At 73.8% G+C, this 24,451-nt stretch carries 14 protein-coding genes; 5 read left to right on the top strand and 9 right to left on the bottom strand.

Features of this window, described 5'->3' with window-relative positions; translation table 11 throughout:
• Positions 1 to 106: 106 nt before the first annotated feature.
• The 3 genes from ACFYT9_RS21375 to ACFYT9_RS21365 all read right to left on the bottom strand — a co-directional run bounded on the left by ACFYT9_RS21375 (position 107) and on the right by ACFYT9_RS21365 (position 12,255).
• A complete protein-coding gene (locus tag ACFYT9_RS21375; protein WP_387277637.1) occupies positions 107 to 892 on the bottom strand; it encodes a thioesterase II family protein in 786 nt (261 codons plus the stop codon).
• Positions 889 to 10,407 carry an amino acid adenylation domain-containing protein gene (locus ACFYT9_RS21370; protein WP_389166108.1) on the bottom strand — a complete coding sequence of 3,173 codons (9,519 nt, stop codon included), beginning with the start codon at positions 10,405 to 10,407 and terminating at the stop codon, positions 889 to 891. The genes ACFYT9_RS21375 and ACFYT9_RS21370 overlap by 4 nt, the downstream gene beginning before the upstream one ends.
• Positions 10,408 to 10,800: 393 nt before the next feature.
• Positions 10,801 to 12,255: an AAA family ATPase gene (locus ACFYT9_RS21365; protein WP_389166105.1), complete on the bottom strand. Its 1,455-nt coding sequence runs from the start codon at positions 12,253 to 12,255 to the stop codon at positions 10,801 to 10,803.
• Between the two features lie 393 nt (positions 12,256 to 12,648).
• Between ACFYT9_RS21365 and ACFYT9_RS21360 the strand changes: the two genes are divergently transcribed.
• Positions 12,649 to 12,855: a hypothetical protein gene (locus ACFYT9_RS21360; RefSeq protein ID WP_387277643.1), complete on the top strand. Its 207-nt coding sequence runs from the start codon at positions 12,649 to 12,651 to the stop codon at positions 12,853 to 12,855.
• 352 nt (positions 12,856 to 13,207) lie between these two features.
• Here ACFYT9_RS21360 and ACFYT9_RS21355 read toward each other — a convergent pair whose 3' ends face one another.
• Complete coding sequence (locus ACFYT9_RS21355; RefSeq protein WP_389166101.1) at positions 13,208 to 16,180, bottom strand: BTAD domain-containing putative transcriptional regulator; 2,973 nt, start codon at positions 16,178 to 16,180, stop codon at positions 13,208 to 13,210.
• A gap of 326 nt (positions 16,181 to 16,506) precedes the next feature.
• On the opposite strand from ACFYT9_RS21355, the gene ACFYT9_RS21350 reads away from it, so the two are divergent.
• Both ACFYT9_RS21350 and ACFYT9_RS21345 read left to right on the top strand, forming a co-directional pair.
• A complete protein-coding gene (locus tag ACFYT9_RS21350) occupies positions 16,507 to 16,887 on the top strand; it encodes a nuclear transport factor 2 family protein (protein ID WP_389166098.1) in 381 nt (126 codons plus the stop codon).
• 351 nt (positions 16,888 to 17,238) lie between these two features.
• Positions 17,239 to 18,108 carry a D-alanyl-D-alanine carboxypeptidase family protein gene (locus ACFYT9_RS21345; protein WP_389166095.1) on the top strand — a complete coding sequence of 290 codons (870 nt, stop codon included), beginning with the start codon at positions 17,239 to 17,241 and terminating at the stop codon, positions 18,106 to 18,108.
• A gap of 196 nt (positions 18,109 to 18,304) precedes the next feature.
• Here the strand turns inward: ACFYT9_RS21345 and ACFYT9_RS21340 are convergent, their stop codons facing one another.
• Both ACFYT9_RS21340 and ACFYT9_RS21335 read right to left on the bottom strand, forming a co-directional pair.
• On the bottom strand, positions 18,305 to 19,177 hold the full coding sequence (locus ACFYT9_RS21340) for a DUF4232 domain-containing protein (RefSeq protein WP_389166092.1): 873 nt from the start codon (positions 19,175 to 19,177) through the stop codon (positions 18,305 to 18,307).
• 562 nt (positions 19,178 to 19,739) lie between these two features.
• Positions 19,740 to 20,828 carry a serine hydrolase domain-containing protein gene (locus ACFYT9_RS21335; RefSeq protein WP_389166089.1) on the bottom strand — a complete coding sequence of 363 codons (1,089 nt, stop codon included), beginning with the start codon at positions 20,826 to 20,828 and terminating at the stop codon, positions 19,740 to 19,742.
• Between the two features lie 364 nt (positions 20,829 to 21,192).
• On the opposite strand from ACFYT9_RS21335, the gene ACFYT9_RS21330 reads away from it, so the two are divergent.
• A complete protein-coding gene (locus tag ACFYT9_RS21330; protein WP_376603350.1) occupies positions 21,193 to 21,387 on the top strand; it encodes a hypothetical protein in 195 nt (64 codons plus the stop codon).
• 295 nt (positions 21,388 to 21,682) lie between these two features.
• Positions 21,683 to 22,075, top strand: coding sequence for a hypothetical protein (locus ACFYT9_RS21325; RefSeq protein ID WP_389166087.1), 393 nt, complete (start codon positions 21,683 to 21,685; stop codon positions 22,073 to 22,075).
• A 74-nt stretch (positions 22,076 to 22,149) separates the two neighbouring features.
• On the opposite strand, the gene ACFYT9_RS21320 is transcribed toward ACFYT9_RS21325, so the two are convergent.
• Genes ACFYT9_RS21320 through ACFYT9_RS21310 form a run of 3 tightly spaced genes read right to left on the bottom strand, consistent with a single transcriptional unit; the run spans position 22,150 to position 24,435 of the window.
• The gene (locus ACFYT9_RS21320) at positions 22,150 to 22,683 is read right to left on the bottom strand and encodes a hypothetical protein (protein ID WP_389166084.1); all 534 of its coding nucleotides are present in this window, start codon (positions 22,681 to 22,683) and stop codon (positions 22,150 to 22,152) included.
• Between the two features lie 60 nt (positions 22,684 to 22,743).
• Positions 22,744 to 23,409 (bottom strand): hypothetical protein, encoded by a 666-nt coding sequence (locus ACFYT9_RS21315; RefSeq protein WP_389166081.1) that lies wholly within the window; start codon positions 23,407 to 23,409, stop codon positions 22,744 to 22,746.
• Between the two features lie 60 nt (positions 23,410 to 23,469).
• Entirely contained in the window at positions 23,470 to 24,435 is a 966-nt protein-coding gene (locus ACFYT9_RS21310; RefSeq protein WP_389166079.1) for a sigma-70 family RNA polymerase sigma factor, read from the bottom strand.
• Positions 24,436 to 24,451 lie beyond the last annotated feature (16 nt).

The raw sequence follows: 24,451 nt of genomic DNA, 5'->3' as shown, positions 1-24,451 counted from the left end.
GGGCCGCTCGGCCGTGGCGGCGGAGGCGCGGGGCGGGATTGATCAGGCGGCGGGGCCGGGACCGATCAGGCGGTGGCGGCGGGCGGGGCCTGGTGGCGCGGGCCGCTCAGGCCGTGGCGGCGGGGGCGGCGTCGAAGGAGCGGAGGACCGGGTTCAGGCGGGCGAAGAAGCCGGCCAGGTCCTGCTGGAAGTAGAAGTGGTCGCCGGGCAGGACCTCGGGGACGACGGTGTGCCCGGCCACGAGGGACCATCCGTCGAGCAGGTCGACCGGCACGATCGGGTCGGCGTCGCCGCCGAGGACGGCGACCGGGCAGTCGAGCCGCACGTCGGGCGCGGTGCACCGGTAGGCGTCGTCGATGGCGAAGTCGGCCCGGATGGACGGGAGGACGATCTCGCGGAGCTCCGGGTCGTCGAGGATGCCGTCGTCGGTGCCGCCGCGCTCCTTGATGGCGGCCACCAGCTCGTCGTCGTCGAAGCGCTCCGGGTGCACGGGTGCCTGGTTGGGCAGGACGGGCGCCCGGCAGGCGGAGGCGACGAGCCCGAGCGGGGTGCGGCCGGCGGCCTGGAGCGCGCGGGTGACCTCGAAGGCGACCAGGGAGCCCATGCTGTGGCCGAGGACGACCAGGGCGCCGGTGTCCGCCGGCAGGGCGTCGACCACGGGGAGGGCCAGGTCGTCGACGGAGGCCGGCAGGTCCTCGCAGTAGCGGGCGCCGCGGCCCGGGTACTGGCCGATGAGGAGCCGGACGTCGGCCGGGAGGTGCTCGCGCCAGACGCTGTAGGCGTGGGCGTTGCCGCCGGCGTGCGGGAGGACGAGCAGGGACAGGCGGTGCGGCGCTTCGCCGGGCAGGTCCCAGACGACGTCCTCGGGCGCGGGGGTGAAGGAGGCGCTCATGAGCTGATCCGATCTGTCTCGGTGCGGCGGCGGAGGGCGGGTCGGGCCTTCCGCGCGGCCGGTGCGGTCTTGAGGGATTCGAGGTGCGCGGCGAGCCGGGCGGGGGTGGGGTGCTGGAAGACGTCGCGCACGGTGAGGCGGACGTCGAGGGCGCCGGCGATGTGGTTGGTGAGGCGGGCTCCGAGGAGGGAGTGGCCGCCGAGGTGGAAGAAGTCGTCGTCGATGGTGAGCGGTGCGCTGGTGTCGAGGGTGCGGGCGAAGAGGGCGACGAGGGTTTCCTCGAGAGGGGTACGCGGAGTCCGACCCCCGGTGGTGAGGGCGGCGGGGGCGGGCAGGGCCCGCTTGTCGATCTTGCCGTTGGGGGTGAGGGGCAGTCGGTCGAGGACGGTGACGTGGGTCGGGACGAGGTGGTCGGGCAGCCGCTCGGCGACGTGCCGGCGGATGTCGTCGGGCGAGGCGGCGCCGCCGGTGACGAGGTAGGCGGCGAGCCGGTCCTGATGGACGGTGACGACGGCCTGGGTGACGTCGGGGTGGGTGAGGAGCGCGGTCTCGGTCTCGCCGGGCTCCACGCGGAAGCCGCGGATCTTGATCTGGTCGTCGACCCGGCCCTCGTACACGAGCCGCCCGTCCCGGTCGAAGCGGGCGAGGTCACCGGTCCGGTACAGCCGGCCGCCCTTGCCGCCGAACAGGTCGGGGACGAAGCGGCTCGCCGTGAGGTCGGGCCGCCCGAGGTAGCCGTGGGCCAGGCCCTCCCCCGCGAGGTACAACTCACCGGTGACGCCGGGCGGGCACAGGTTCAGCCGGGCGTCGAGGACGTAGGCGCCCTTGTTGACGAGCGGGACGCCGATGGGGACGAGGAGGCCCGGGTCGGTGCCGGGTGCGATGAGGTGGGTGGTGGTGAAGCCCATGGACTCGGCCGGCCCGTAGCCGTTGACGACGGTGATGCCGGGCCGCTGCGCGTGCAGCTTCTGGACGTGGGCGGGAGAGGCGGCCTCGCCGCCGGTGAAGGCGACGGTGACCGGGGCGAAGGTCTCGGGGTGTTCGTCGACGAGGAAGTTGAAGAGGCTGGCAGAGAGCTGGAGCATCGTCACGCCGTGGCGCCGCGCCAGCTCGCTGATCAGGACCGGCTCCGGGCGCTGCCCCGGCTGCAGGACCGTGGTCCCGCCGTGCAGCAGCGCACCCCAGAACTCCAGGCTGAACGCGTCCCACGACACCGGCGAGCACTGGAGGAACACCTCGTCCGGACCGAAGCGGCCGTACGACTGACCGCTCACCGTCGACACCAGGTTCCGGTGCGAGGACAGGATCCCCTTCGGCCGGCCCGTCGAGCCGGACGTGAACATCAGGCAGGCCGCGTCGTCACCGTTGGCGTCCGCGCTCGGGTTCCCGGCGGGGAAGACCGCCAGTTCGCCGCGCGACGGGAGGTCGACGGTCCGCCAGGGCCCCTCGACCCTGGCCGCGTGGCCCGGGGTGGTGAGGAGCAGGGAGATGCCGGCGTCGTCGGCGGCGGAGCGCAGCCGCTCGTCGGGGAAGTCCGGGTCGAGGAGCGTGTACGCGGCTCCGGCCTTCACCACCGCGAGCACCGCCACCGCGAACTCCGCACCGCGGTCGAGCAGCACGCCCGCCAGATCGCCCCGGCCCAGACCATGAGCCCTCAGCAGATGGGCGAGCCGGTTGGCGGAGGCGTTGAGTTCGGCGTACGAGATCCTCCGCTCGCCGTCCACCAGCGCCGTCCGCTCCGCGTACCGGGAGGCTGCCTCCTCGAACCGCACGACCAGCGAGCCGTCACCGGTCTCGGCGGTGAAGCCGGCCCAGGGCCCGGTGAGCAGCGCGCGCTGGTCGGTGGTGAGCACGTCGAGGTCGGAGAGCCGGAGCCCCGGGTCGGAAAGCACCTGGTCGAGGACGCGGCCGAGGACCGCGGCCGTGCCGCGTACGGTCTCGGGGTCGAACAGCTCGGCGGCGTAGAGGAGCGAGCCGTGCAGCCGCCGTCCGTCGTCGGAGCGGAGCAGGAATTCGAGGTCGAACTTGGCGGCGCCGTTGCCGGTGCCGGCGACGGTGGCGGCGGGGAGCCCCGGGAGGGCGAGTCGGGGTGCTCCGCCGGTCTCCAGCCCGAGGCAGATCTGGAAGAGCGGGTGCCGGGCGAGGGTCCTGGCCGGCTTGACGGCTTCGAGGACGAGGTCGAACGGAGCCTCCTGGTGCGCGAACGCGTCCAGGTCGGCGGTGCGCACCCGGCCGAGCAGGTCCCGGAAGGTCGGGTCTCCCCCGCTGTCCGTCCGCAGCACCAGCGTGTTCACGAAGAACCCCACCAGCCCCGACAGGACTTCGTCGCTCCGCCCCGCCACCGGCGAACCGACCGCCAGATCAGAACCCGCACCCAGCCGCGTCAACGCCGCCACCAGCGCCGCGTGCACCACCATGAACGGCGTGCACCCCTCCTCACGGGCGAGGGCGGCGACACGCTCGAACGCGTCGGGACCGAGGTCGAGTTCGACCTCGCCGCCCCGGTGGGAGGCGCGGGCCGGACGCGGACGGTCGAGCGTCAGCCCGTGCTCCTCGGGAAGCCCCGTCAACGCCTCACGCCAGTGGCCGAGCTCGCGACCGAGAACGGACTCCGCGTCGTCAGCGGCACCGAGGACACGCCGCTGCCACACCGCGTAGTCGGCGTACTGCACCTCCAGCGGCACGAGCACCTCACCCGCGTACGCACGCTCCAGGTCCGTGAAGAACACGCCGTTCGACAGTCCGTCCGTCGCGATGTGGTGGAGCACGAGCGACAGCACGGCCGATCCGTCGGGGCGTTCGAGGAGCTGTGCGCGGATCGGGAGGTCGGCCGACAGGTCGAAGACGTGGCCGGCGGACCGGGCCAGCGCCTCGTCGAGGGCCGCGTCCGAGGCCACGGGTACGCGCTCCACGGTCGGGCGGGCGTGCTCGGGCGGGAGGACCCGCTGGCGCGGTTCGCCGTCGACGGCTTCGAGGAGCGTCCGGAGCGGGGCGTGCTTCCCGACCACGGCGGTGAGGGCGGCCTCCAGGGCGCCGACGTCCACGCCGGCGTCCAGCCGGACCACCATCGGCACGTTGTACGCCGCGCTCCCCCCGTCCAGCTGCGCAAGCAGCCACAGCCGCCGCTGCGCGAACGACGCCGGCGGCAGCCCGCCCTCCACCGCCGCCTCACCGGCGACCGGCGGAGGCAGGACCGCGCCCGCGCCGCCCTGTTCGGCGATCAGCTCGGCGAGGCCGGCGACCGTGGGTCGCTCGAAGACGTCCCGGATGGTGAGGCGGGCGTCGAGAGCATCGGCGATCCGGTTGGTGAGCCGCGCCGCGAGGAGCGAGTGCCCGCCGAGGGCGAAGAACCCGTCGTCGATGGTGAGGGGTGCGCTGGTGTCGAGGGTGCGGGCGAAGAGCGCGAGGAGGGTTTCTTCGAGGGGGGTGCGGGGAGCCCGGCCGTCGGTGGTGAGGGCGGCGGGGGCGGGCAGGGCCCGCTTGTCGATCTTGCCGTTGGGGGTGAGGGGCAGTCGGTCGAGGACGGTGACGTGGGTCGGGACGAGGTGGTCGGGCAGCCGCTCGGCGGCGTACCGGCGGATCTCGTCCGGCGACGTGCCCCCGCTCGTCACCAGATACGCGGCGAGCCGGTCCTCATAGACGGTGACGACGGCCTGGGTGACGTCGGGGTGGGTGAGGAGCGCGGCTTCGGTCTCGCCGGGCTCGACCCGGAAGCCGCGGATCTTGATCTGGTCGTCGACCCGGCCCTCGTACACCAGCCGCCCGTCCCGGTCGAAACGGGCGAGGTCACCGGTCCGGTACAGCCGGCCGCCCGCCGCACCGTAGGGGTCCGGCACGAACCTGGCCGCCGTGAGGTCCGGCCGCCCGAGGTAGCCGTGGGCCAGGCCCTCCCCCGCCAGGTACAACTCGCCCGTGACGCCGGGCGGGCACAGGCCGAGGTACGGGTCGAGGACATAGGCGCCCTTGTTCACCAGCGGTGTCCCGATCGGGACGGCCGACTGCGTGCCCGTGGTGTCCTCGATGGTGTGGGTGGTGGTGAAGCCCATGGACTCGGCCGGCCCGTAGCCGTTGACGACCGTGACGCCGGGCCGCTCGTGCCGGAGCTTCTCGACATGGGCGGGCGAGGCGGCCTCGCCGCCCGTGTAGGCGACGGTCACGGTGGTGAAGGCGTCCTGGTGTTCGTCGACGAGGAAGTTGAAGAGGCTGGCGGACAGCTGGAGCATCGTGACGCCGTGGCGCCGCGCCAGCTCGCTGATGAGCACCGGCTCCGGACGCTGCCCCGGCTGCAGGACGGTCGTCCCGCCGTGCAGCAGAGCGCCCCAGAACTCCAGGCTGAACGCGTCCCACGACACCGGCGAGCACTGGAGGAACACCTCGTCCGGACCGAAGCGGCCGTACGACTGACCGCTCACCGTCGACACCAGGTTCCGGTGCGAGGACAGGATCCCCTTCGGCCGGCCCGTCGAGCCCGACGTGAACATCACGCAGGCCGCGTCGTCGCCGGTCAGCCCGGTCTCCGGGGCGTCGGACGGGAACGCCGCCAGGTCGTCGTGGGCCGGGAAGAGCACGGTCGGCCACGTGCCCTCCACGCGTGCGGCATGGGCCGGGGCGGTGAGGAGCCGGGAGATCCCGGCGTCCTTCGCCGCCGAACGCAGCCGCTCGTCGGGGAAGTCCGGGTCGAGGAGCGTGTACGCGGCTCCCGCCTTCACCACCGCGAGCACCGCCACCGCGAACTCCGCACCACGGTCGAGCAGCACCCCCGCCAGATCGCCCCGGCCGAGACCCCGGTCCCGCAGGAGATGCGCGAGCCGGTTCGCGGAGGCGTCGAGTTCGGCGTACGAGATCATCCGCTCGCCGTCCACCAGCGCCGTCCGCTCCGGGTAGCGCGCCGCCACGTCCTCGAACCGTCCCGCCAGCGAGCCGTCACCGGTCTCCGCGGCGGACCCGGCCCAGGGCCCGGTGAGCAGCGCGCGCTCCTCGGGCGTGAGGACGTCGAGGGCCGAGAGGCGTACGCCGGGGTCGTCGAGGATCTGGCGGCACACCCGGCCGAGGAGGTAGGTCATGCGGTGGACGGTCTCGCCGTCGAAGACGTCGGAGGCGAAGAGGACGGTGGCGTCGAGGCCCTCGCCGTCCTCGGAGCGGAGGAAGAACTCCAGGTCGAACTTGGCGGAGCCGTTGCCCCGCTTCTCGACCGGCCCGAACACGGGGGCCGCGCCGGTGCCGCCGGCCGGGGTTCCGGTGCCGGCCTCCAGGGTCAGGCAGATCTGGAACAGGGGGTGCCGGGCGAGCGACCGCGTCGGGTTGACGGCTTCGAGGACGAGGTCGAACGGAGCCTCCTGGTGCGCGAACGCGTCCAGGTCGGCGGTGCGCACCCGGCCGAGCAGGTCCCGGAAGGTCGGGTCTCCCCCGCTGTCCGTCCGCAGCACCAGCGTGTTCACGAAGAACCCCACCAGCCCCGACAGCGCTTCGTCGCTCCGCCCCGCCACCGGCGACCCGATCGCCAGATCAGAACCCGCCCCCAGCCGCGTCAACGCCGCCACCAGCGCCGCGTGCACCACCATGAAGGGGGTGCACCCCTCCTCACGGGCGAGCCGGACGATCCGGCGGTGCAGGTCGGGGCCGAGGTCGAGGGCGATCTCGCCACCGCGGTGGGAGGCGCGGGCCGGGCGCGGACGGTCGAGCGTCAGCCCGTGCTCCTCGGGAAGCCCCGCCAACGCCTCACGCCAGTGGCCGAGCTCGCGACCGAGAACGGACTCCGCGTCGTCAGCGGCACCGAGGACACGCCGCTGCCACACCGCGTAGTCCGCGTACTGCACCTCCAGCGGCTCCAACTCCGCACCCGCGTAAGCGCACTCCAGGTCCGCGAAGAAGACGTCGTGGGAGAGCCCGTCCGTGGCGATGTGGTGGAGCACGAGCGACAGCACGGCCGGGCCGTCGGCGCGTTCGATCAGGGTCGCCCGCAGCGGGAGGTCGGCCGCGAGGTCGAAGACCCGGCCGGCGGCCGCGTCGAGCGCCGCGTCGAGCTCGGCGCTCGTGTCGACGGTGACGCGCTCCAGGGTGAGGCGAGCCTGCTCGGTGGGGAGCACCCGCTGGTGCGGTTCGCCGTCGACGGCCTCGAAGACGGTGCGCAGGGGGGAGTGCCGCCCGACCACGGCGGTGAGGGCGGACTCCAGGGCGCCGACGTCCACGCCGTGCTCCAGCCGGACCACCATCGGCACGTTGTACGCCGCGCTCCCCCCGTCCAGTTGCGCAAGCAGCCACAACCGCCGCTGCGCGAACGACGCCGGTGGCAGCCCGCCCTCCGCAGCCGCCTCACCGGCGACCGGCGGGGGCAGGACCGCGTCCGGGGCGCCGCCGTTCTCGCTGATCAGTTCGGCGAGGCCGGCGACCGTGGGGCGGCCGAAGACGTCCCGGATGGTCAGGCGGACGCCGAGCAGTTCGGCGATGCGGTTGGTGAGCCGGGCGGCGAGGAGGGAGTGCCCGCCGAGGGCGAAGAAGCTGTCGTCGATGCCGACCTCGGCCGTGTCCAGGGTGAGGGAGAAGAGGGCGGCGAGGGTCTCCTCGGTGCGGTCGCGCGGGGCGCGCCGGGTGGTGGAGGCGGTGGTGTCCGGGGCGGGGAGCGCACGCTTGTCGATCTTGCCGTTGGGGGTGACGGGGAGCCGGTCGAGGACGGTGACGTAGGTGGGGACCAGGTGTTCGGGGAGGCGGTCGGCGACGTGGCGGCGGAAGTCCTCCGGGTCGGGGGTCGTCCCCGGCGGGGCGCTGCCGGCGGGGGTGTCGAGGACGAGGTAGGCGGCCAGGCGCTGCTGGTGGACGGTGACCACGGCGCTGGTGACGGCGGGGTGGGTGAGGAGCGCGGCCTCGGTCTCGCCGGGTTCGATGCGGAAGCCGCGGATCTTGATCTGGTCGTCGGCGCGCCCCTCGTAGACGAGGCGGCCTCCGGCGTCGAAGTGGACGAGGTCGCCGGTGCGGTAGAGGCGGGCGCCGGCGGGGTCGAAGGGGTCGGCGACGAAGCGGGCGGCGGTGAGGTCGGGGCGGCCGAGGTAGCCGTGGGCGAGGCCCTCGCCGCCGACGTACAGCTCGCCGGTGACGCCGGGCGGGCAGAGGTTGAGGTACGGGTCGAGGACGTAGGCGGGCTTGTTGACGAGCGGGGCGCCGACGGGGACGACCGCGTGGGGCTCGTCGGAGGGTTCGACGGCGTGCGTGGTGGCGAAGATCATCACCTCGGCGGGGCCGTACCCGTTGAGGACGGTGATGTCGGGCTTGAGCCGCTGGAGTCGGTGGACGTGGGCCGGGGAGGCCGCTTCGCCGACGGTGAAGGCGGTGGTGACGGTCTCGAACGCCTCGGGGTGTTCGTCGGTGAGGTAGTTGAAGAGCGTCGCGGAGAGCAGGAGCGTGGTGACGCGGTGGCGGCGGGCGAGCTCGGCGACGAGGGCGGGCTCGGGCTTCTGTCCGGGCTGGAGGACGGCGGTGCCGCCGTGCAGGATGGCGCCCCAGAACTCCAGGCTGAACGCGTCCCAGGAGACCGGCGAGCTCTGGAGCCAGACCTGGTCGGTGCCGGTGGGGAGGTACGGCTGGCCGAGGAGGGTGGCGATGAGGTTGCGGTGCGAGGACAGGATGGCCTTGGGGCGGCCGGTCGAGCCCGAGGTGAACATGAGGCAGGCGGGGTCGTCGGGGCTGATGAGGACGTCCGGGCCCGGTTCGGCGTCGGGGCCCGGGTCGGGGCTGACGGCGTCCGTGTGGGTGGTCCAGGTGCCCGCGAGGCGGTCCGCGAGCCCCGGTCGGGTGACGAGGTGGGTGATGCCGGCGTCGGTGGCGGCCGAGCGGAGGCGCTCGTCGGGGAAGTCGGGGTCGAGGAGGACGTGGGCGGCGCCCGTCTTGAGGACGGCGATGAGGGCGACCGAGAAGGGGACTCCGCGTTCCAGGAGGACGCCGGCGAGCTGCCCCCGGCCCAGGCCGCGGGCGGCGAGGCGGCGGGCCAGCCGGTTCGCCGCGGCGTCGAGTGCGGCGTAGGTGACGCCGTCGTCGGCGTGGACGAGGGCGGTGCGGTCGGGGTGGAGCCGTACCTGCTCCTCGAAGCGGGCGATCAGGGTCGTCCCGGCGCGCTCCGCGACCGGTCCCGCCCAGTCGTGGGTGAGGAGGACGCGCTCCTCTGGGCGGAGGACGTCGAGGTCGGCGATCCGGCGGCCGCCGGGGGCCTCCTCGGAGGCGAGGACGGCGGTGACGAAGGCGGCGAAGCGGTCCTGGTGGGCGGCGGTCAGGGCGGGGTCGACGCCCTCGACGGGGGTGTCGAAGTCGATGCGGAGGCCGTGGGCGGCGCCGAGGTCGAGGACGGCGACGTTCAGGTCGTCGACGGGGCCGTTGGAGACGTTGTGGTTGACGGTGGGGTGGCCGCCGACGGTCAGGTCGGCGTGGAAGCCCATGATGTTGAGGACGGGCGAGGCGAGCCTGCGGCCCGTGCCCGCGTCCCGGCGCAGGTCCTCGTAGCGGGTCCGCTGGTGGCGCAGCCCGTGCTTGACCGCGGCGGCCGTGGCGCGCAGCAGCTCCCCGAAGGTGTCCTCGGGGCGGATCCGCAGCCGGAGCGGGACGATGTTGGACGCCATGCCGGGGGTGCTGCGGGCGGCGCGGGTGGTGCGGCCGGTGACCGGGAGGGCGAGGACGAGTTCGTCGCGGGCGGTGACGCGGTGCAGGTAGACGCCGAAGAGGGCGATGAGGAGGACGGACCAGTTCACCCGCTCGGCGCGGGCTGCGGTGCGGAGCCGTTCGGCGTCGGCGGCGGTGACGCGGACGCTGCGGCGGGCGAACGGCAGGGCCCCGTGGGCGGCCGGCGCGCGGTCGCGGCCCCGGACGAGTCCGGCGGGGGCGTCGGGAGCGCCGGCGAGGTGCGTGCGCCAGGCGGCGAGGTCGGCGGCCGCCTCGTCGGAGGCACGGTGGGCGGCGTCCTCGGCGAGGAGTTCGGCGAGGGGTCCGAAGGGGGTGTCGCCCCAGGGCTCGCCGGCGACGGCCCGTTCGTACAGCTCGACGAGCCGGGCGAGGGCCATGGAGACGCCGACGCCGTCCACGACCAGGTGGTGGAAGCCGTAGAAGTAGAAGAAGCGGTCCTCGGCGAGTCGGACGAGCACGCAGCGGACGGGGGGCTCGCCGGTGAGGTCGAAGGGCACGCCGATGAGGCCGTCGATGATCCGCCAGGCGGCGGCCTCCGGGTCGTCGGTCGCGCTGACGTCGTGGAACGGCAGCGTGCGGTCGCCCGCGTCGGGGTCGAGGAGCTGCCAGACCTCCTCGCCGTCCTCCTCGAAGCCGCGGATCCGCAGGAAGTCGGCCTCCTCGACCAGTCGCCGCCACGCGGCCGCCATCAGCTCCGGATCGACCGGCCCGTTGATCTCCCGGCATTCGCCGACGTTGTACTTGACGCCGGTCGGGTCCAGGAGGTGGGCCGTCCAGATGTCCCGCTGGGCCACCGAGAGCGGCAGCCGCACGGCGGCCGGTGCGGATGCGACGGGCGTGTCGAACGGCATGGGGGCTCCTGTGAGGTCACGTCGGGCGGAGGGTGCCGACGGCACCGGATGCGTACGGGGTCGGCCTGGGGCCGGGGCGGGACCGGGCCGGGGGCGGGACCGGGCCGGCCGGGTCCCGCGCCGGATCGGGGCGGATCGGGGCGGATCGGGGCGGATCGGGTGGAACGGGCGGCTCAGGGGTGGGCCGGGATCTCGTCGGGCGGATCCCGGTCCCGCGCGGTGGAGCGGTCCGGCGGACCCGCCCGAGGATCGTCGGGCGGGTCCGACCGGTTCCGTCCGGCCGGCCGGTCGGCTTGTGGCGACCGGCCGGCAGTGGCCATACAACCCGTCCGCGGGGGCCCGGAGCGGCAGTTGGTCCGGCGGTAAGGCAGCGGATCGGCGGTGCTGCGGCAGTCAGGCGGCAGCGGGAGCGGCGACGGCGGCCGGGGCGGCGGGCACGGGCGGGGTCGCGGCGAGGGCCCGGACGACGCGGAGGAGGCGGAAGGCGGAGCGGCCGTGGTCGGTGCTCGGGCGGATGACACCGCCGATGAGCAGGGCGCGGACCGTGCGGCCGCAGTCCGGGAGGGGGCGGCCGGTGAGGCGGACGACCTCGTCCAGGTCGAAGTCGGCCTCGTCGGCGGCGCACAGCCGGGCGACGAGGTCCCGGGGGCCGGCCGGCAGGCCGTCGAGGGTGCGGGTCACGCCGTCGCGGAGGTGGGATCCGGAGGTGCCGTCGGAGAGGTGGTCGAGGAGCGGGGCCGGGTCGGTCTCGACGATGCCGCGGAGGGTGGGGAGGTCGCAGACGGTGAGCCAGGACGCGGCGGCGGCGAGGGCGAGGGGGTGTCCGTCCAGTCCGTGCGCCACGCGGGCGATGTCGGCGAGGCTCCGCTCGTCGGCGACGATGTCGGGCCGCACCCGGCGGATCCGGCTGAGGAGGAACCGTACGGCGGGGGCGTCGGCGGACGGCGTGCCGCCGGGGTGCGGGGCGTCGAGCGGCGCGAGGAGGAAGAGGCGCTCGCCGGGCACGTTCCAGGGGGTGTCGGCGGTGACGAGGACGCGGAGTCCGGGCAGTTCGCGCAGCAGCCGGCTCAGCCGGGCGAAGTCGAGGCGCGCGCAGTCCGCCCCGTCGAGGACGAGCAGCGCGTCGCGGTCCCCGCACGCGGCGAGCAGTTCGGCGGGCGGCTGCCCGTCCCGGTCGCCGGAGCCGTACGGGGGGCGGGCGGCGGCCTCGGGGCCGTGGAGGTCCCGGGTGCCGGACTCCGCGCCGAGCGGGGCGGCGGCGGGGTGGTCCGGGAGGTGGAGGTGGGCGGCGCAGGCGGTGGCGAGGGCGGCGAACGGGTCGCCGTCGGGGGGCAGGTGGTCGGAGGCGGCTCCCGGGGACGTGTGCCAGAGGACGGGGAGGCCGGCGTCGTGGAGGCGGGCGGCGGTCTCCAGGGCGAGCCGGGTCTTGCCGACGCCGCTGAGTCCGACGACGGTGACGAGGCGCTCGGCGCCGGAGCGCAGTTCCTCCGTGAGGACGGCGGCCTCGGCCTGCCGGCCGATCATCGGGTGCAGCGGGACGGGCGGCGCGCACCGTTCCAGGAGCAGGTGCCGGCCGGCGCCGCCCTGATGGCCCCGTCTCACCGCCTCTTCGAGGCCGGCGCGGGCGCGGGGGCCGAGGCGGAGGCCGTCGGCTATCAGCCGGACGGTGTCGGCGCGGGGCCGGAGGGCCTTCCCCTTCTCCAGATCGCGGATGGCGCGGACGCTGATGGTGGACAGGTCCGCGAGCTCGCGCTGGGTGAGGCCGATGCGGAGGCGGTGTCCGCGGATGAGGGCGCCGATCGCGGCGGTGGCCGTCGACGAGCCCTCAGGGGAGAGACCGGTCGTCATGGAGTGCTCCCGCTGGTCAGGTGGGGGCGGGGGCCGTGCGGCCGGCCTGGTCGGGACCGGTCGCGGCGGCTCCTCGCCGTCTGCTGGCACCAGATTCCGGGGGCCGCCTATCGACGGGGCATCGCGCCACTAACCGTGCCGGGGGCCTGCGGAGGGGGTTGCGGAGATAGCGGTGAAAGGCCGCGCGGCGGCCCGTGATAGCGGCCGGCGGCCCGGAGCGCGCGGATGCGGTGCGGTGATAGCGGGGCGATAGGGCAGCGGGCGGTGCGGTGAATCCGCCCCTTCGTAGCTTGGTGTCCAGAAGGAAACGACAGCCCCGGACGAAGCCCGGAAGGGGCCCGGACGGACCCCGCGAAGGGCCCGCCCGGAACACGAGACGAGACGGAGAGTCCCATGCAGAAGAACACCACCGCCGCCCGCACCGCCCTCCGCGCCGCCGTCACCTCCGCCCTGGTCGTCCTGGTGACCGGCTTCGGCCTCCAGGCGAGCTGGGCCGACGACCCGGCCACCGGCACCCCGGCCGGCTCCTCCGCCCCCGCGCCGGCCTCCGCCCCCACCCCGACGCCCACCGCCACCACCGACAACAACCCCTGGGACTGACGCACCCCGGCACGCCCCGCGGTTCCGGCATCAGCTCCGGACCAGGAGCACGGCGCGCCACGGATCCACCCCCCGCGGCCTCCGCGACCTCCGCGACGAGGCACCGCAGGCACCGCCCCGCTCGGCCAGACCCCCGACGTCCCGTACGTCGGACCCGACACCCGGACGCCGGCCGTCCACCGGCCCCGACGTCCCCCAAGCCCCGGCCTTGAGCACTCCCCCGCGGACTTCCCGCCGCAGCACTCCCCCGCGGACTTCCCGCCCCGGCACTCCCCCGCGAAACTCCCGCCTCAGCACACCCTCGCGAGCTCCCCGCCCCGGCACTCCCCCGCGCGCTTCCCGCCGCTCGCCGTCAGCACGTGCCGAGCAGCCGCTCCGCCTCCGCGAGTTCCCGTGCCATCCGCCGCTCGCGAAACACCTCGACCGCCGGCACCAGCAGTTCCTTCGAACGTCCCGGCTCGTCCGTCAGCAGTCGCGCCAGATCCAGGCGCGCCAGTGCGCCACCGCTAAAATCCATGATCTGCTCCCGCGAGGAGACCGCGCGGTCGTAGAAGTCGCGGGCCCGGTCGGGCCGTCCCATCATGGCGAAGGCGTGGCCGAGGTCGCGCAGCAGGTGTCCTTCGCCGATGACGTCGCCGGAGTCGCGGCAGAGTTCGAGCACTTCCGTGAAGGTGAGGACCGCCAGGTCGCTCCTGCCCTGTTCGAGGAGGACCTGGCCGACCCGCCGCAGGGTGCGGGCCCGGCCGCCGGTGTAGCCGATGCCCTCGTAGATGTCGAGCGCCTCGTCGAGCTGCTTCTGCGCGAGGTCGATCTCGCCCTGACGCATGCGGATGTGGGCGCTCTGGGTGAGGACGATGGCGCGCCCGACGACGTCGCCGGCGCGGTCGAAGTCGGCCAGGGAGCGCCGGTAGAGCTCCAGGGCGGCCGGGTCGTCCCCGTTGGTCCGGGCGATCAGGGCCATGTCACGACGGCAGAGCGCCTCGCCCATCGGCTCGTCGAGCGCCTGGAAGACGTCGAGGGCCGAGTTGAGGGACTGGCGGGCCGTGTCGTACTGGTTGCGGCTCATGTAGAGCGAGCCGAGGGAGGCGCGGATCGCGGCGGTGCCCCGGAGGTTGCCGGCCTTGCGGACGGCGGCGAGCGCGGTCAGGTGGGTCGACTCCCACAGGTCGTAGTGGCCGCGCACCTCGAACAGCGTGACGAGCGAGGTCGCGAGGTCCCAGCTGAGGTCGTGCAGTCCCTCCTCGGCGGCGTGCCCGACCATGCCGCAGAGCGCGGCCTGTTCGGCATCGAGCCAGGCGAGCGGGTCGGCGAGGGCGTCGGTCGTGTACGGGGACGGCGGCTGCCAGCGCGGCGCGGCACCGTGCAGCACGGTGAAGTCACCCCCGTACACCTTGCGGTGGGCCTCCTCGACGAGGTGCATCCAGCCGCCCGCCATGCGGGCGAAGGCAGCGCGGCGGACCTCAGGCGGGTGCTGCGCGGCGAGCTGCTCGCGGGCGTAGACGCGGATGATCTCGTGGAAGCGGTAGCGGAAGCCGCCGCTGGGCTCGACGCCGGCGACGTCGAGCATCTGCACGTCGACGAGGGGTTCCATGAGGTCGGAGGGGAAGGGCCGGTGGTCGTCGAGGAGGGCGCCGGCGAGCCAGCTGGGCAGGGTCGGCGCCTGCGCCATGCTGAGCAGCCGCAGCAGTCCCCGGTCGTCGGGGGCGAGCCCTTCGTAGGTGAGGGAGAGGCTGGCGCGCATGGTCATCTCGCCGTGGGCGAGCTCGTCGAGCCGGTGCCGTTCGTTGGCGAGGCGCTGCACCATGGAGGCGAGGGTCCAGTGCGGGCGGGCGGCGAGGCGGGCGGCGACGATCCGGAGGGCGAGCGGCAGGCGGCCGACGGTGCGGACGAGCGCCTCGGCCGCGGCGGACTCGCCGGAGACCCGGTCGTCGCCGATGATGCGGGCGAGGAGTTCGAGGGCCCGGTCCTCTTCGAGGACGTCGAGCTCGACGCGGTGGGCTCCGGGAAGCGCCGTGAGGCGGGCGCGGCTGGTGACGAGGACGGCGCAGCCGCGGCTGCCGGGGAGCAGGGGGAGGACCTGGCCCTCGCCCGCGGCGTCGTCGAGGACGACGAGGACGCGTCTGGTGGAGAGCCGGGTGCGGTACATCTCGGCGCGCTCGTCGAGGGACTCGGGGATGAGCTGGCCGGGGATGCCGAGGGCGCGGAGGAAGCGGCCGAGGACTTCCGCGGGGGTGGCGGGGGCGGCGGTGGTGCCGCGCAGGTCGCAGTAGAGCTGTCCGTCGGGGAAGCCCGTCTCGGCGAGGGCGTGGGCGACGTGGACGGCCAGGGTCGACTTGCCGGTGCCGGGCTTGCCGGTGATGGCGGCGAGGCCGACGGTGCCGCGTCCGTCGCCGCCCGCGAGGGCCTTCTCCAGGGCGGCGAGCCGCTGCCCGTCGGCGACGAAGTCGGCGATGTCCGCGGGAAGCTGGTGCGGCACGGTCTCGTGCCGAATCGATTCAGCAACGGGGACCTGCGGCGGCGCCCCGGGCGTGGCGGAAGCCCCGTCCGGCACCTCGGGGCCCGGCGCGGCGACGCCCCGGGCGAGCGCGGGAGCGGGGCGCGCGGCGGCGGGCGGCGGGAGCTCCCCGGCGAGGATGGCGGCTTCGAGGTCGCGCAGTTCGCGGCTGGGTTCGAGGCCGAGCTCCTCCGCGAGGTAGCGGCGGGCGGTCCGGAACGCCTCCAGGGCCTCGGCCTGCCGGCCGGACCAGTAGAGGGCCTGGATGAGCCGGCCGTGCAGCTTCTCCCGCAGGGGGTGCTCGTGCGTGAGCCGCTGGAGCTCCCCCACGAGCCTTTCGTGGTGGCCGAGTTCGAGTTCGAGCCGGATGCGGAGCTCCACGGCGGCCAGGCGCTCCTCGTTGAGCTGCCGGGCCGCGTTGGCGAGCGGGCCGCTGTCGAGTCCGGTGAGGCAGTCGCCCTGCCAGAGCGTGACCGCGGATCTCAGGAGCCGTACCGCCTCTTCGCGGTCACCGCCCTCGCCGAGGGAGCGGGCGCGCTGCACCAGATCCGTGAAGAGGGCGGCGTCCACGTTGCCGGCCTCGGTGTGGAGCACGTACCCGGGCGGCCTGGTGGTGAGGGCGACCTCGCCGTCCGCGTCGACGAGCAGCTTGCGCAGCCGGGAGACGCAGATCTGCACCTGGGTCCTGGCGGTCTCCGGCGGGTTGTCCTCCCAGATGAGGTCGACCAGCTGACTGGTGCTCACGATCCTGTTGGTCTCCAGGAGGAGCGCGGCGAGGATCACCTCCTGCCGTCCGGGAGGCACGCGCAGCGGTCCGGCGGTTCCCTGCACCTGGAGCGGTCCCAGGACCCGGAAGGTGAGACGGGGTCCGCCCGGGACGTCCGGATGCCCTAACCCGCCGTCGGCAGCAGCCACTGATTCCCCCACGCAACAGACGAGACGACACACCGGAACCGCACCGCGCCACACCGGAACGTGCCGGTCCGCACCGGGACGTCAGGATCAAGTGAAGACAGTCTCCACATCTCCTCCCCTCCTGTCCATGCCATGAAATCCCCGGTACGCGATAGGGCGGCGATAACGGCGAGTTGGGCGGGCGCCGCAGAATCCTGGACGGAAGGTGAAAGGGGTTGGCACCGTTGAACAGCCAAGACACCATGACGACCGGAAACCCGGGATGCGGGGATCTGGTGACCGCCGCGGGCCTCGACCACGTGCGGCTGGTCTACGACTACCTGGACCGGGGTGACCTCGACGGTTGCGGTTCGCTGCTGCACGACGCGATGGTCCTGGAACTCCCGGGTCAGCAGGCGGCCCGGGGCCGTACGGACGCCCTGCGCGCCCACGTCCTGCACGCCCTGCCGGGCGCCCGGCACGTCGTGGACCGGGTCGTCGCGCAGAACCGCACGGTGATCGCGACGGGCCGCCGGGTCACGCCGGGGAGCACCACGGCCGACCAGCGCTTCGTGGACGTGTTCACGATCGCGGACGACGGCCTGCTGCGCACCTGCGTACGGTACTTCCACGCCACGCCCTGAAGCCGGCCGACGACGGACACCCACAGGGCCGCACGACCCGGCCCCGTGCGCCGGCCGGACGGCCGCTCGGCGGCGCGCCTTCGTCCGTAGCGGCTCCCCCGGTCCTCGCTCCCCGGCCGCCCGAGCCCCAGCCGCCCGGGCCCCGGTCACCCGGCCTCCGCGCCCTCGGCCCGGCCTCCCGGCCTCCCGTGGTGGTTGCGCCGACGGAAGGAAATGAGGGCTACGTCACGTCTCTTCGTGCACCCGCCGGGGCCCCTATGCGCATCTTGTGGGGGAGAAGGACGTACGGTCCTTCTCGACAACCACAACTCCTACCGAGGGCAGAACACTTTGATAACTACGCCACTGCGCGTGCGGCGCGCCGTGACGGTCGTGGTCACCACCTCCGCCGTGCTGGCCGGAGGCTTCTCCGTGAGCCAGGCGCAGGCCGCGACGCCGCCCACACCGTCCGTCTCCGCCCCGGGCGGTTTCGTGATGAACAACGGGACCGGCACGTCGCTGTTCGGGAAAGCCGCGGACACCCGACGGGCGACCGGCTCCACCACCAAGATCATGACGGCGAAGGTGGTACTGGCCCAGCGCGGTCTGAACCTCGACGCGAAGGTCACGATCCAGAAGGCATACAGCGACTACATCGTCTCGAAGAACGCCTCCTCGGCCCGGCTCATCGTCGGGGACAAGGTGACGGTCCGGCAGCTGCTCTACGGCCTCATGCTGCCGTCGGGCTGCGACGCCGCCTACGCGCTGGCCGACAAGTTCGGCACCGGCTCCACGCGGGCGGCCCGGGTGAAGTCGTTCATCGGCAAGATGAACGACGAGGCCCGGAAGATGGGGCTGCGGAACACGCACTTCGACTCGTTCGACGGGATAAGCAACGGGGCGAACTACTCGACCCCGCGCGATCTGACGAAGATCGCGAGCAGTGCGATGAAGAACAGCACGTTCCGCACCATCGTCAAGACCAAGTCCACCACGCAGAAGGTGACCACCAAGACCGGTGGCTACCGCAACATGGCGTGGAGCAACACGAACAAGCTGCTGAGCACCTACAGCGGCGCGATCGGCGTGAAGACGGGCTCGGGCCAGCAGGCCAAGTACTGCCTCGTCTTCGCGGCCACCCGCGGCAACAAGACCGTCATCGGCACGGTCCTCGCCGCGCCGAGCGAGGCGCAGCGGGCGGCGGACGTGAAGAAGCTGCTGGACTACGGCTTCGCGAGGTGATCGACGGCGGCGGGCGCCCTCAGGGGCCCGCCGCCGTTTCCGTGACCCGCTCCAGCGGGGAGGGCACGGCCGGGGCCGCGGCGCCATGAGGCGTCGCGGCCTTCGCGTTCGCGACCTCCGCGCCTGCACCGGGAGGGGGCCAGGCTCCGGCCGGCGGGCAGCCAGCAGGCCGCCCCAGTGGACGGTGCCGCACCGCTCATCCGTTGTCGCGCGCCGGCTTCCACGGGCCGACGGCCAGGCGGCCGGTGGTGCCGAGGTCGAGCTCGGGGACGACCATGACGGGGGCGGCACCCGGCCGCCACCGGACACGGACGTACGGGGCGTTGACCGGGTCACCCGCCTCCGTGGTGTTGCGCCAGACGAGACCCGCTTGGGCACGTTCACCGGGGCGAAGACTGAACGGGCGCGCCGGGCCGTCCGCACCGGTGCCCGCAGCGATGGATTCGCCGCCCTGGAGGACACGGACGTCCGGGAGGGCCCGGTGGTCCTCGTCGAGGGGCTGGACCGCGGGGTAGCCGTCGAGAGACAGGGGCCGTGTGCCGCAGTTCTCCAGGTGCAGGCCGACGGCGCGCAGCCCCATGGCCGCGTCGCCCTCGTCCGCGTACACCCGCACGCCCGACGGCGGGCAGGGGCCGGTGGCAGCGGGCGCCTCGGCCGCGGGCAGGGTCCGCACCGTGCCGATCTGGACCCTGCCCCCGAGGAGCGAATCCTGCGGGGCGAGGGGGGCGGTGACGGTACGGGTCACCGTGGCGCCGGGCGCGACGGCCGGGATGGTCTCCTTCACGTTGTCCATCGCCCGCCCCTCGGCCGTCCGGAACTCGAAGACGGCGATGGTGACGACCGGGCCGTCCACCGGACCGGTGACGGTGTACGTGGCACAGGGCCGCGCACAACCACCGGTGTCGGCGCTGGTGATCCGGATCCCGTCCTTCTCTTCGGCGACGGCAGAGGGTGCGGGGTCGGGGGCGGTGGATGCCGAACCGCCGGTGGAGCTCTGGCTTCCGCAGGCGGTGAGGAGGACCAGGCACCCGGCGACGAGTGCGGGCGATAGGGCGGTGTGCGGGCGCATGGACCAAGTCGATCAAGCCCCGCCCCCGGACGGCCATGGCGTACGTCACTCGACCGGTCACAGGCGCGTCACAGTTCGCCCCCCGTGCGGCGATCCGCACCACGCTGAACCGCTCGGTCACCCGCGCTCTTGGACGGGGGGACGCCGCAGCAGCGCGCCGTTCCAGCGGGGCCGACCGGTGGGCCGGTACGCGCGGGACGAGCGCCGTGGCTCACCCGTACGACGCTCGTCCACGGACCGCGGCGGGTCGGGGCGCTCGCACCCGCGAGGACCAGCCCCCGCAGCCTTCTTCCGGGCGGCACCGCGCGAACTCCAGCGAGGCGTAGACCACCGGGCGAGTGCCCCACGACCAGCGCCGGTCCCTGGGCGAGTCGGCAGCTCCACCAGCCCACGCTTGACCGCGTCCCGGGGACGAAGACGGTGGACGGTGCAGCCCCCGCCGTCGCGATCCCTCCGGATCAGCATGTGCCTCCGCCGGCGTCTGCGGGTGGGTACGCCGCGGCCCTCGGGGGACGAAGAGGCTTGGGGCCCCAGGGCCCCAGGGGCTCAGGGGCTCAGGGGCTCAGGGGCCGACGATGGCGCCGTGGATGGCCCAGCCCAGCTCACCGGCCGACCAGCTGACGTTTCCGAGAAGGGCCACATCCAGGTCGTACCGGGGATAGTGGAAGAGGCGCGCGCTGACACCGTCCTCTTCGCCCGTGTGACCCCAGCGGACCACGGTCTCGTCGTCGTCGAGAAGGTGGCTGAGGCCGAAGCCGTACATCCACCGGTAGCCGCGGATCTTCTTCTCGTACTCGGCGACCTGCGGCGTGAGGGCCAGGCGCGTCATCTCCTCGTCCAGCAGCCGCCCGTGGCGCAGGGCTTGGCTGAAGGCCGTCAGGTCGGCGGCCGTACAGGTGGCGCCGCCGTCGGCCGCCGCGCGGGGAGTGGTCGCGTAGTGGTTGGTCCGATACGGCGTGGCTCCGGTCGCGGTGGTGAGGTACCCCTCGGCGATGTCGGGTCCCAGCTCGTCCAGGGCCGGGAAGCCGGCACCACTCATGCCGGCCCGGGCGAAGACCTCCTCGGTGACGACCTCCTCGAAGGAGCGGCCGGTCACGGCCTCGATGAGCAGGCCGAGCAGGATGTAGCCGGCGCCGTTGTAGAGGTGCCGCTCCCCGGGCGGGAAGTGAGCCTCCTTGCCGGCGAACAGGGGCACGTAGTCCTTGTTGCCGCGCAGCAGGTACAGCGGGTGGGACTCGGTGAGCGCCGTCCACGCCGCCTCCCATTCCGCGCTGCCCTCCTCGAACCAGTCCCCGATGCCCGAGGTCATCGTCAGGGCGTGACGGACCGTGACCCGCGGGTCGAGCCGCGGCATGTACTCGCGGACGTAGTCCACCAGCGGGTCGTCCAGGCGGATCCGCCCGGCTTCGACGAGCTGCAGGACGGCGACCGCCGTGAACGTCTTGGAGACCGAGGCCACGCGGAAACCGGTGCGGGGGGTGTTCGGCACGGCCCATCGGCGTGAGGCCATCCCGAAAGCCCGGGTGAAGAGTGCCTCCCCGCCGAGCGTCACCCGGATCGCGCCGGAGAACTCCGCCGACTCCGCCAGCTCGGCGACCGTCCCTTCGAAACCGACCGGATCGAAGCCGTCCGCACGATCAGCCCCCGCCACCACGAACCCCCAGAGAAGTGAGACAACCCTCGGTCGGTGATCATCAAGGGCTTCCTACCGGCGGTCAACCTATTTGCGGGCGGCCGCTGCTGTCCGAGTCGGCCCGGGCGCACTGCCGCGCTGTGCTGGAGCAGGCCGTCCCCTGACCGTCCAAGGCACGTGACCGGCGCGGCCGTTCTCCGGAATCGCCGCATGGGCCGTACGCGTCGCCCTCGGCGCGTCGGCTCGGCCGGGTCGCTCGCGCGACTGCCCCAATCGGCTGAAGGCCCGAGCCACGCGGGCGGAGACACGGGGCGCCGGTGGCCCGACGCCTTAGCTTGAGGAGCGTTTCGGCCCCACAACCCCCCACACAAAGGTGCCCATCATGCGCTCCCTCCTCCTCCCCGTCCTCGCCGCCGGCGCCATCGTCCTCGGCAGCGCCGGATTCGCGAACGCCGACGTGAACGTGGAATACGAGCCCGAGAACTCCTACACCATCGTCTTCGGCGACTGGGGGCAGTTCGCCGCCGACGACGTGTTCAACGCCGGCCACGACAACACCGTCGGCTCCGACAACTGACCACGGCACTCCACCGTCCACGGCAGATGCAGCCCCGGCGCCGGCCCGGTGCACGACCGTCGGTGAGGACGCGCTGCTCCTCTTCAGCCCCCGCCCGCCCCGTGACCCGCGGGCGGGCGGGGGGCTGTGGCAGCCGTGGGCAGGAGCGACCGCCGTGAGCTGCCCGCCCGCCCGCCCACGCGACGCTGCGAGGGCGGGTGCTCGACCGGGCAGCCCGGTGCCTCTGTTCCTCGTAGGCAGACCTTCCGGTCGTGGCGACCGGGGCACCGGGCGGTACGCCTGGCACGATGGCTGCATGGAGCCGCTGCCGACCCCTTGCCCCGCGCCCCTCGTCCCCGACGCCACGGGCGCCGGAAGTTTCGACGCCGCCTACCGGCGGGCCAAGTCCGAGCAGGCCGTGTTGATCGCGATCGAGAGCCAGGGGGCATGGTGGACGGTGAAGGCGGACACCCTGACCGCCGACCCGGAGCACACCGTCGATGACGCCGTGACGGCCGCCGCCCGGGACGCCGTGATGCGGCTGGTAGCCGCTGGCGAGGTCCGCTCGGACGCGTACGCGGGCCCCGTCTACTACGTCCTGCACGGTCTGGAGAGTGAGGAGCGGGCCCGTGAGATCGCCGCCGCGCTCCACGCCGCCCTGTACGGCGACCTCCGCCCGCTGACCGCCGCCGTCCCCGCAGCCCCCTGATCACCTGACCGGCAGCCCGGCCGGGACGACGGCGGCCGCGTGGCCGCCGTGTCCGGCGACGAGGGCGACCCGTGTCACTCGGGGAAGGAGAAGTACAGCGCCTCGCTGTAGAAGGAGGCGAAGTGCCTCTGCCAGTCGGCTCGGACCGAGGCCAGCCAGTCGTCGTTCTGGCCGGCGAGCGCCGCCTCGGCCTGGGCGACGGCGTGGGGGATGTCGTCGGCCGCCAGACGCCTGACGCTCTCCGCAGGATCGTCGTCCGTCATCGAGACGATCTCCCCGGTCTCCAGGACGAAGTACTTCGCCTGCTGCTTGTCGAGGTGTGCGGTGGTCCTCGCGGCACACTCGGCGAACTCGGCGTCGTCCTCCAGGCCCTTGCCGACCTCGCGCAGGAGGTCGCGGAGCAGGGCCGCACCCTCGGCGTAGTCCGCGGCGATGCCGATCGGAGGATTCCAGATCATGGACGGGACGACGGTGGTGCCGCGCCCCACCAGGAGCTTGTGCGCGAGCGGGATGTCCCAGTTGTGCTCGGATATGCATCGGATCCGCTGGGGGATCCCCTCCTCGGTCGGCATCGAGTCTGCGGAGTAGAGATAGGAACGGTTCGCCATGATCACGACGCTAGCACCGGGGTCCGACAACCAGGCGGCGTCGGACCCCGGAGCCGTGGTTCAGCGCGGGTTGCGCGGGAAAGACCCTAGGTCGGGACGGTCGACCACGTCCGAGGGGTGCGGGGCGGGGCCGCCGGGGACCTGGCCGGGATGGTCGACCACACCGGTCGTCACCACGGCGTAGGAATCAGAGTGGTCGCGCACTCCGCCCACGTCCAGGCGGTGACCGCGGTAGGCGTACGTGTCCGGGTCCAGGAAGAGGTACTGGCGGTCCCGGATCTCGCCCTTGGTGGTGAAGGCGAGGGTGATCCCCGACCGGCCGGCCGCGTCCCGCATCGGCTCGCGGACCAGTTCGGTGCCGGGGATGAGCCCCAGCCCGCGGTAGAGCGCGGCGTTGATCCGGGGAGGGATGTCCGGCGCGGTCTGCAGGATGTTGAGGATCCTGGCGAACTGGTCTCCGGGGGTGGTCGCCGGAGGGTACTTCACCTTGTCCCCGTCGCGCGCTCCGCGACCGGGTTCGGTGAGCGCGAAGCCCAGCTCCTCCATCATGGAACGGAAGAAGGGATCCCGGCTCACCCGCTCAAGGAGTTCGCGGGGGTCGGTGGGCAGCCGGGACAGGGCCTCACGCATCTCCCGTGGCCCGGTCAGGCCCCTTCCCTGCCCGCCGATCAGGGTACCGATCACCGTCACGACCTGGCGGTCTCCGGTGGACACGGTCTCGTCCACGAACGCGCTCTTGGCCCCGTCGTACCGGACCCAGTGCGCGTCGTGCTCGCAGACGCTCCCTCAGACGACGCTGTCCTTGTAGATCCACTGACGCGGGCGCGGCTGCTTGTCCGGGCGCTTCTCCGCGTTGGCCGCTGCGGAGTCCAGGACCTGGGCGACCGTCAGGGCGCTCACCTGTGGGGGCTGTACCCCGTCGCCGCCCGTGGTGGCGACGAGGGCGACGGCGACCGTGCCCGCGGCCAGGCCCGTGAACGCGGTCCGCCGTATGCCGGGCCGCGCGAGGACGCGGCGGGCGGTCCTCGGTCCGTCGTGCGCGGACGCCGTTTCGGCGGCACGCTCGGCCTTGGCCCTTTCCAGGACGGCCGGCTCCTCGCCGAGCCGCTGCTTGAATCCGGTGGGGGTGTTCATCGGGTGGCCTCCGCGAGGTGGGTGCTGAAGGTCTCGGGCGGGGAGGGGCGCCCGGCGCGCAGCGCGGCACGGGCACGGTGCAGGCGGACACGGGCCGTCGCCGGGGAGATGCGGAGCACCTTCGCGGGCCTCCTTCGTGGTCAGGCCGTCGACGGCGACCAGGTCGATGACCGAGCGCAGCGGTTCGGACAGCCCCGCGTGCCGGGCGAGCAGGTCTCTGGCCTCCCGCTCGGCGTCGATGCGCTCCTCGAACCGCAGCAGGTCCTGCTCGTCCAGCAGCCGTCGGCCGCTCACCGCGGCCACCGCCTCCCGTTCACGCGCCGTGTGACGGGCGTACGAGGCGAGCGTGTTGCGGGCGATCCCGTAGAGCCACATCAGGTGCGTACCGCGCCGGGGGTCGTAGCCTTCGAACGCCTCCAGCGCGGCCACGAAGACGTCGGCCGTCAGGTCCGCGGCGACGTGCCGGTCCGCGGTTCTGCGGGCGACGAAGCCGAGGACGGCGTCGAAGCGCAGGTCAGAGCGGTACGGACGGAGGCACGGTGAGGGAGGGGCGGGGCAGGGCCGGCGGCGTCGCGGGCCGGGGCGACGCCGAGCAGGTCGTCGGAGGGGGCTGCGCACCGGCGCCCCGTACGCG

Origin of the sequence: Streptomyces sp. NPDC004435, assembly GCF_042873895.1 — a bacterium.
In the GTDB taxonomy this organism is placed as follows: Bacteria; Actinomycetota; Actinomycetes; order Streptomycetales; family Streptomycetaceae; genus Streptomyces.
This window is presented reverse-complemented; position numbering and strand designations above follow the sequence as displayed.

What these genes read in the sequence shown, in the direction of transcription:
- ACFYT9_RS21375 (WP_387277637.1), bottom strand. Translation starts at nt 892, where the DNA reads ATGAGCGCCTCCTTCACCCCCGCGCCCGAGGACGTCGTCTGGGACCTG.
- ACFYT9_RS21370 (WP_389166108.1), bottom strand. Translation starts at nt 10,407, where the DNA reads ATGCCGTTCGACACGCCCGTCGCATCCGCACCGGCCGCCGTGCGGCTG.
- ACFYT9_RS21365 (WP_389166105.1), bottom strand. Translation starts at nt 12,255, where the DNA reads ATGACGACCGGTCTCTCCCCTGAGGGCTCGTCGACGGCCACCGCCGCG.
- ACFYT9_RS21360 (WP_387277643.1), top strand. Translation starts at nt 12,649, where the DNA reads ATGCAGAAGAACACCACCGCCGCCCGCACCGCCCTCCGCGCCGCCGTC.
- ACFYT9_RS21350 (WP_389166098.1), top strand. Translation starts at nt 16,507, where the DNA reads ATGACGACCGGAAACCCGGGATGCGGGGATCTGGTGACCGCCGCGGGC.
- ACFYT9_RS21340 (WP_389166092.1), bottom strand. Translation starts at nt 19,177, where the DNA reads ATGCGCCCGCACACCGCCCTATCGCCCGCACTCGTCGCCGGGTGCCTG.
- ACFYT9_RS21330 (WP_376603350.1), top strand. Translation starts at nt 21,193, where the DNA reads ATGCGCTCCCTCCTCCTCCCCGTCCTCGCCGCCGGCGCCATCGTCCTC.
- ACFYT9_RS21325 (WP_389166087.1), top strand. Translation starts at nt 21,683, where the DNA reads ATGGAGCCGCTGCCGACCCCTTGCCCCGCGCCCCTCGTCCCCGACGCC.
- ACFYT9_RS21320 (WP_389166084.1), bottom strand. Translation starts at nt 22,683, where the DNA reads ATGGCGAACCGTTCCTATCTCTACTCCGCAGACTCGATGCCGACCGAG.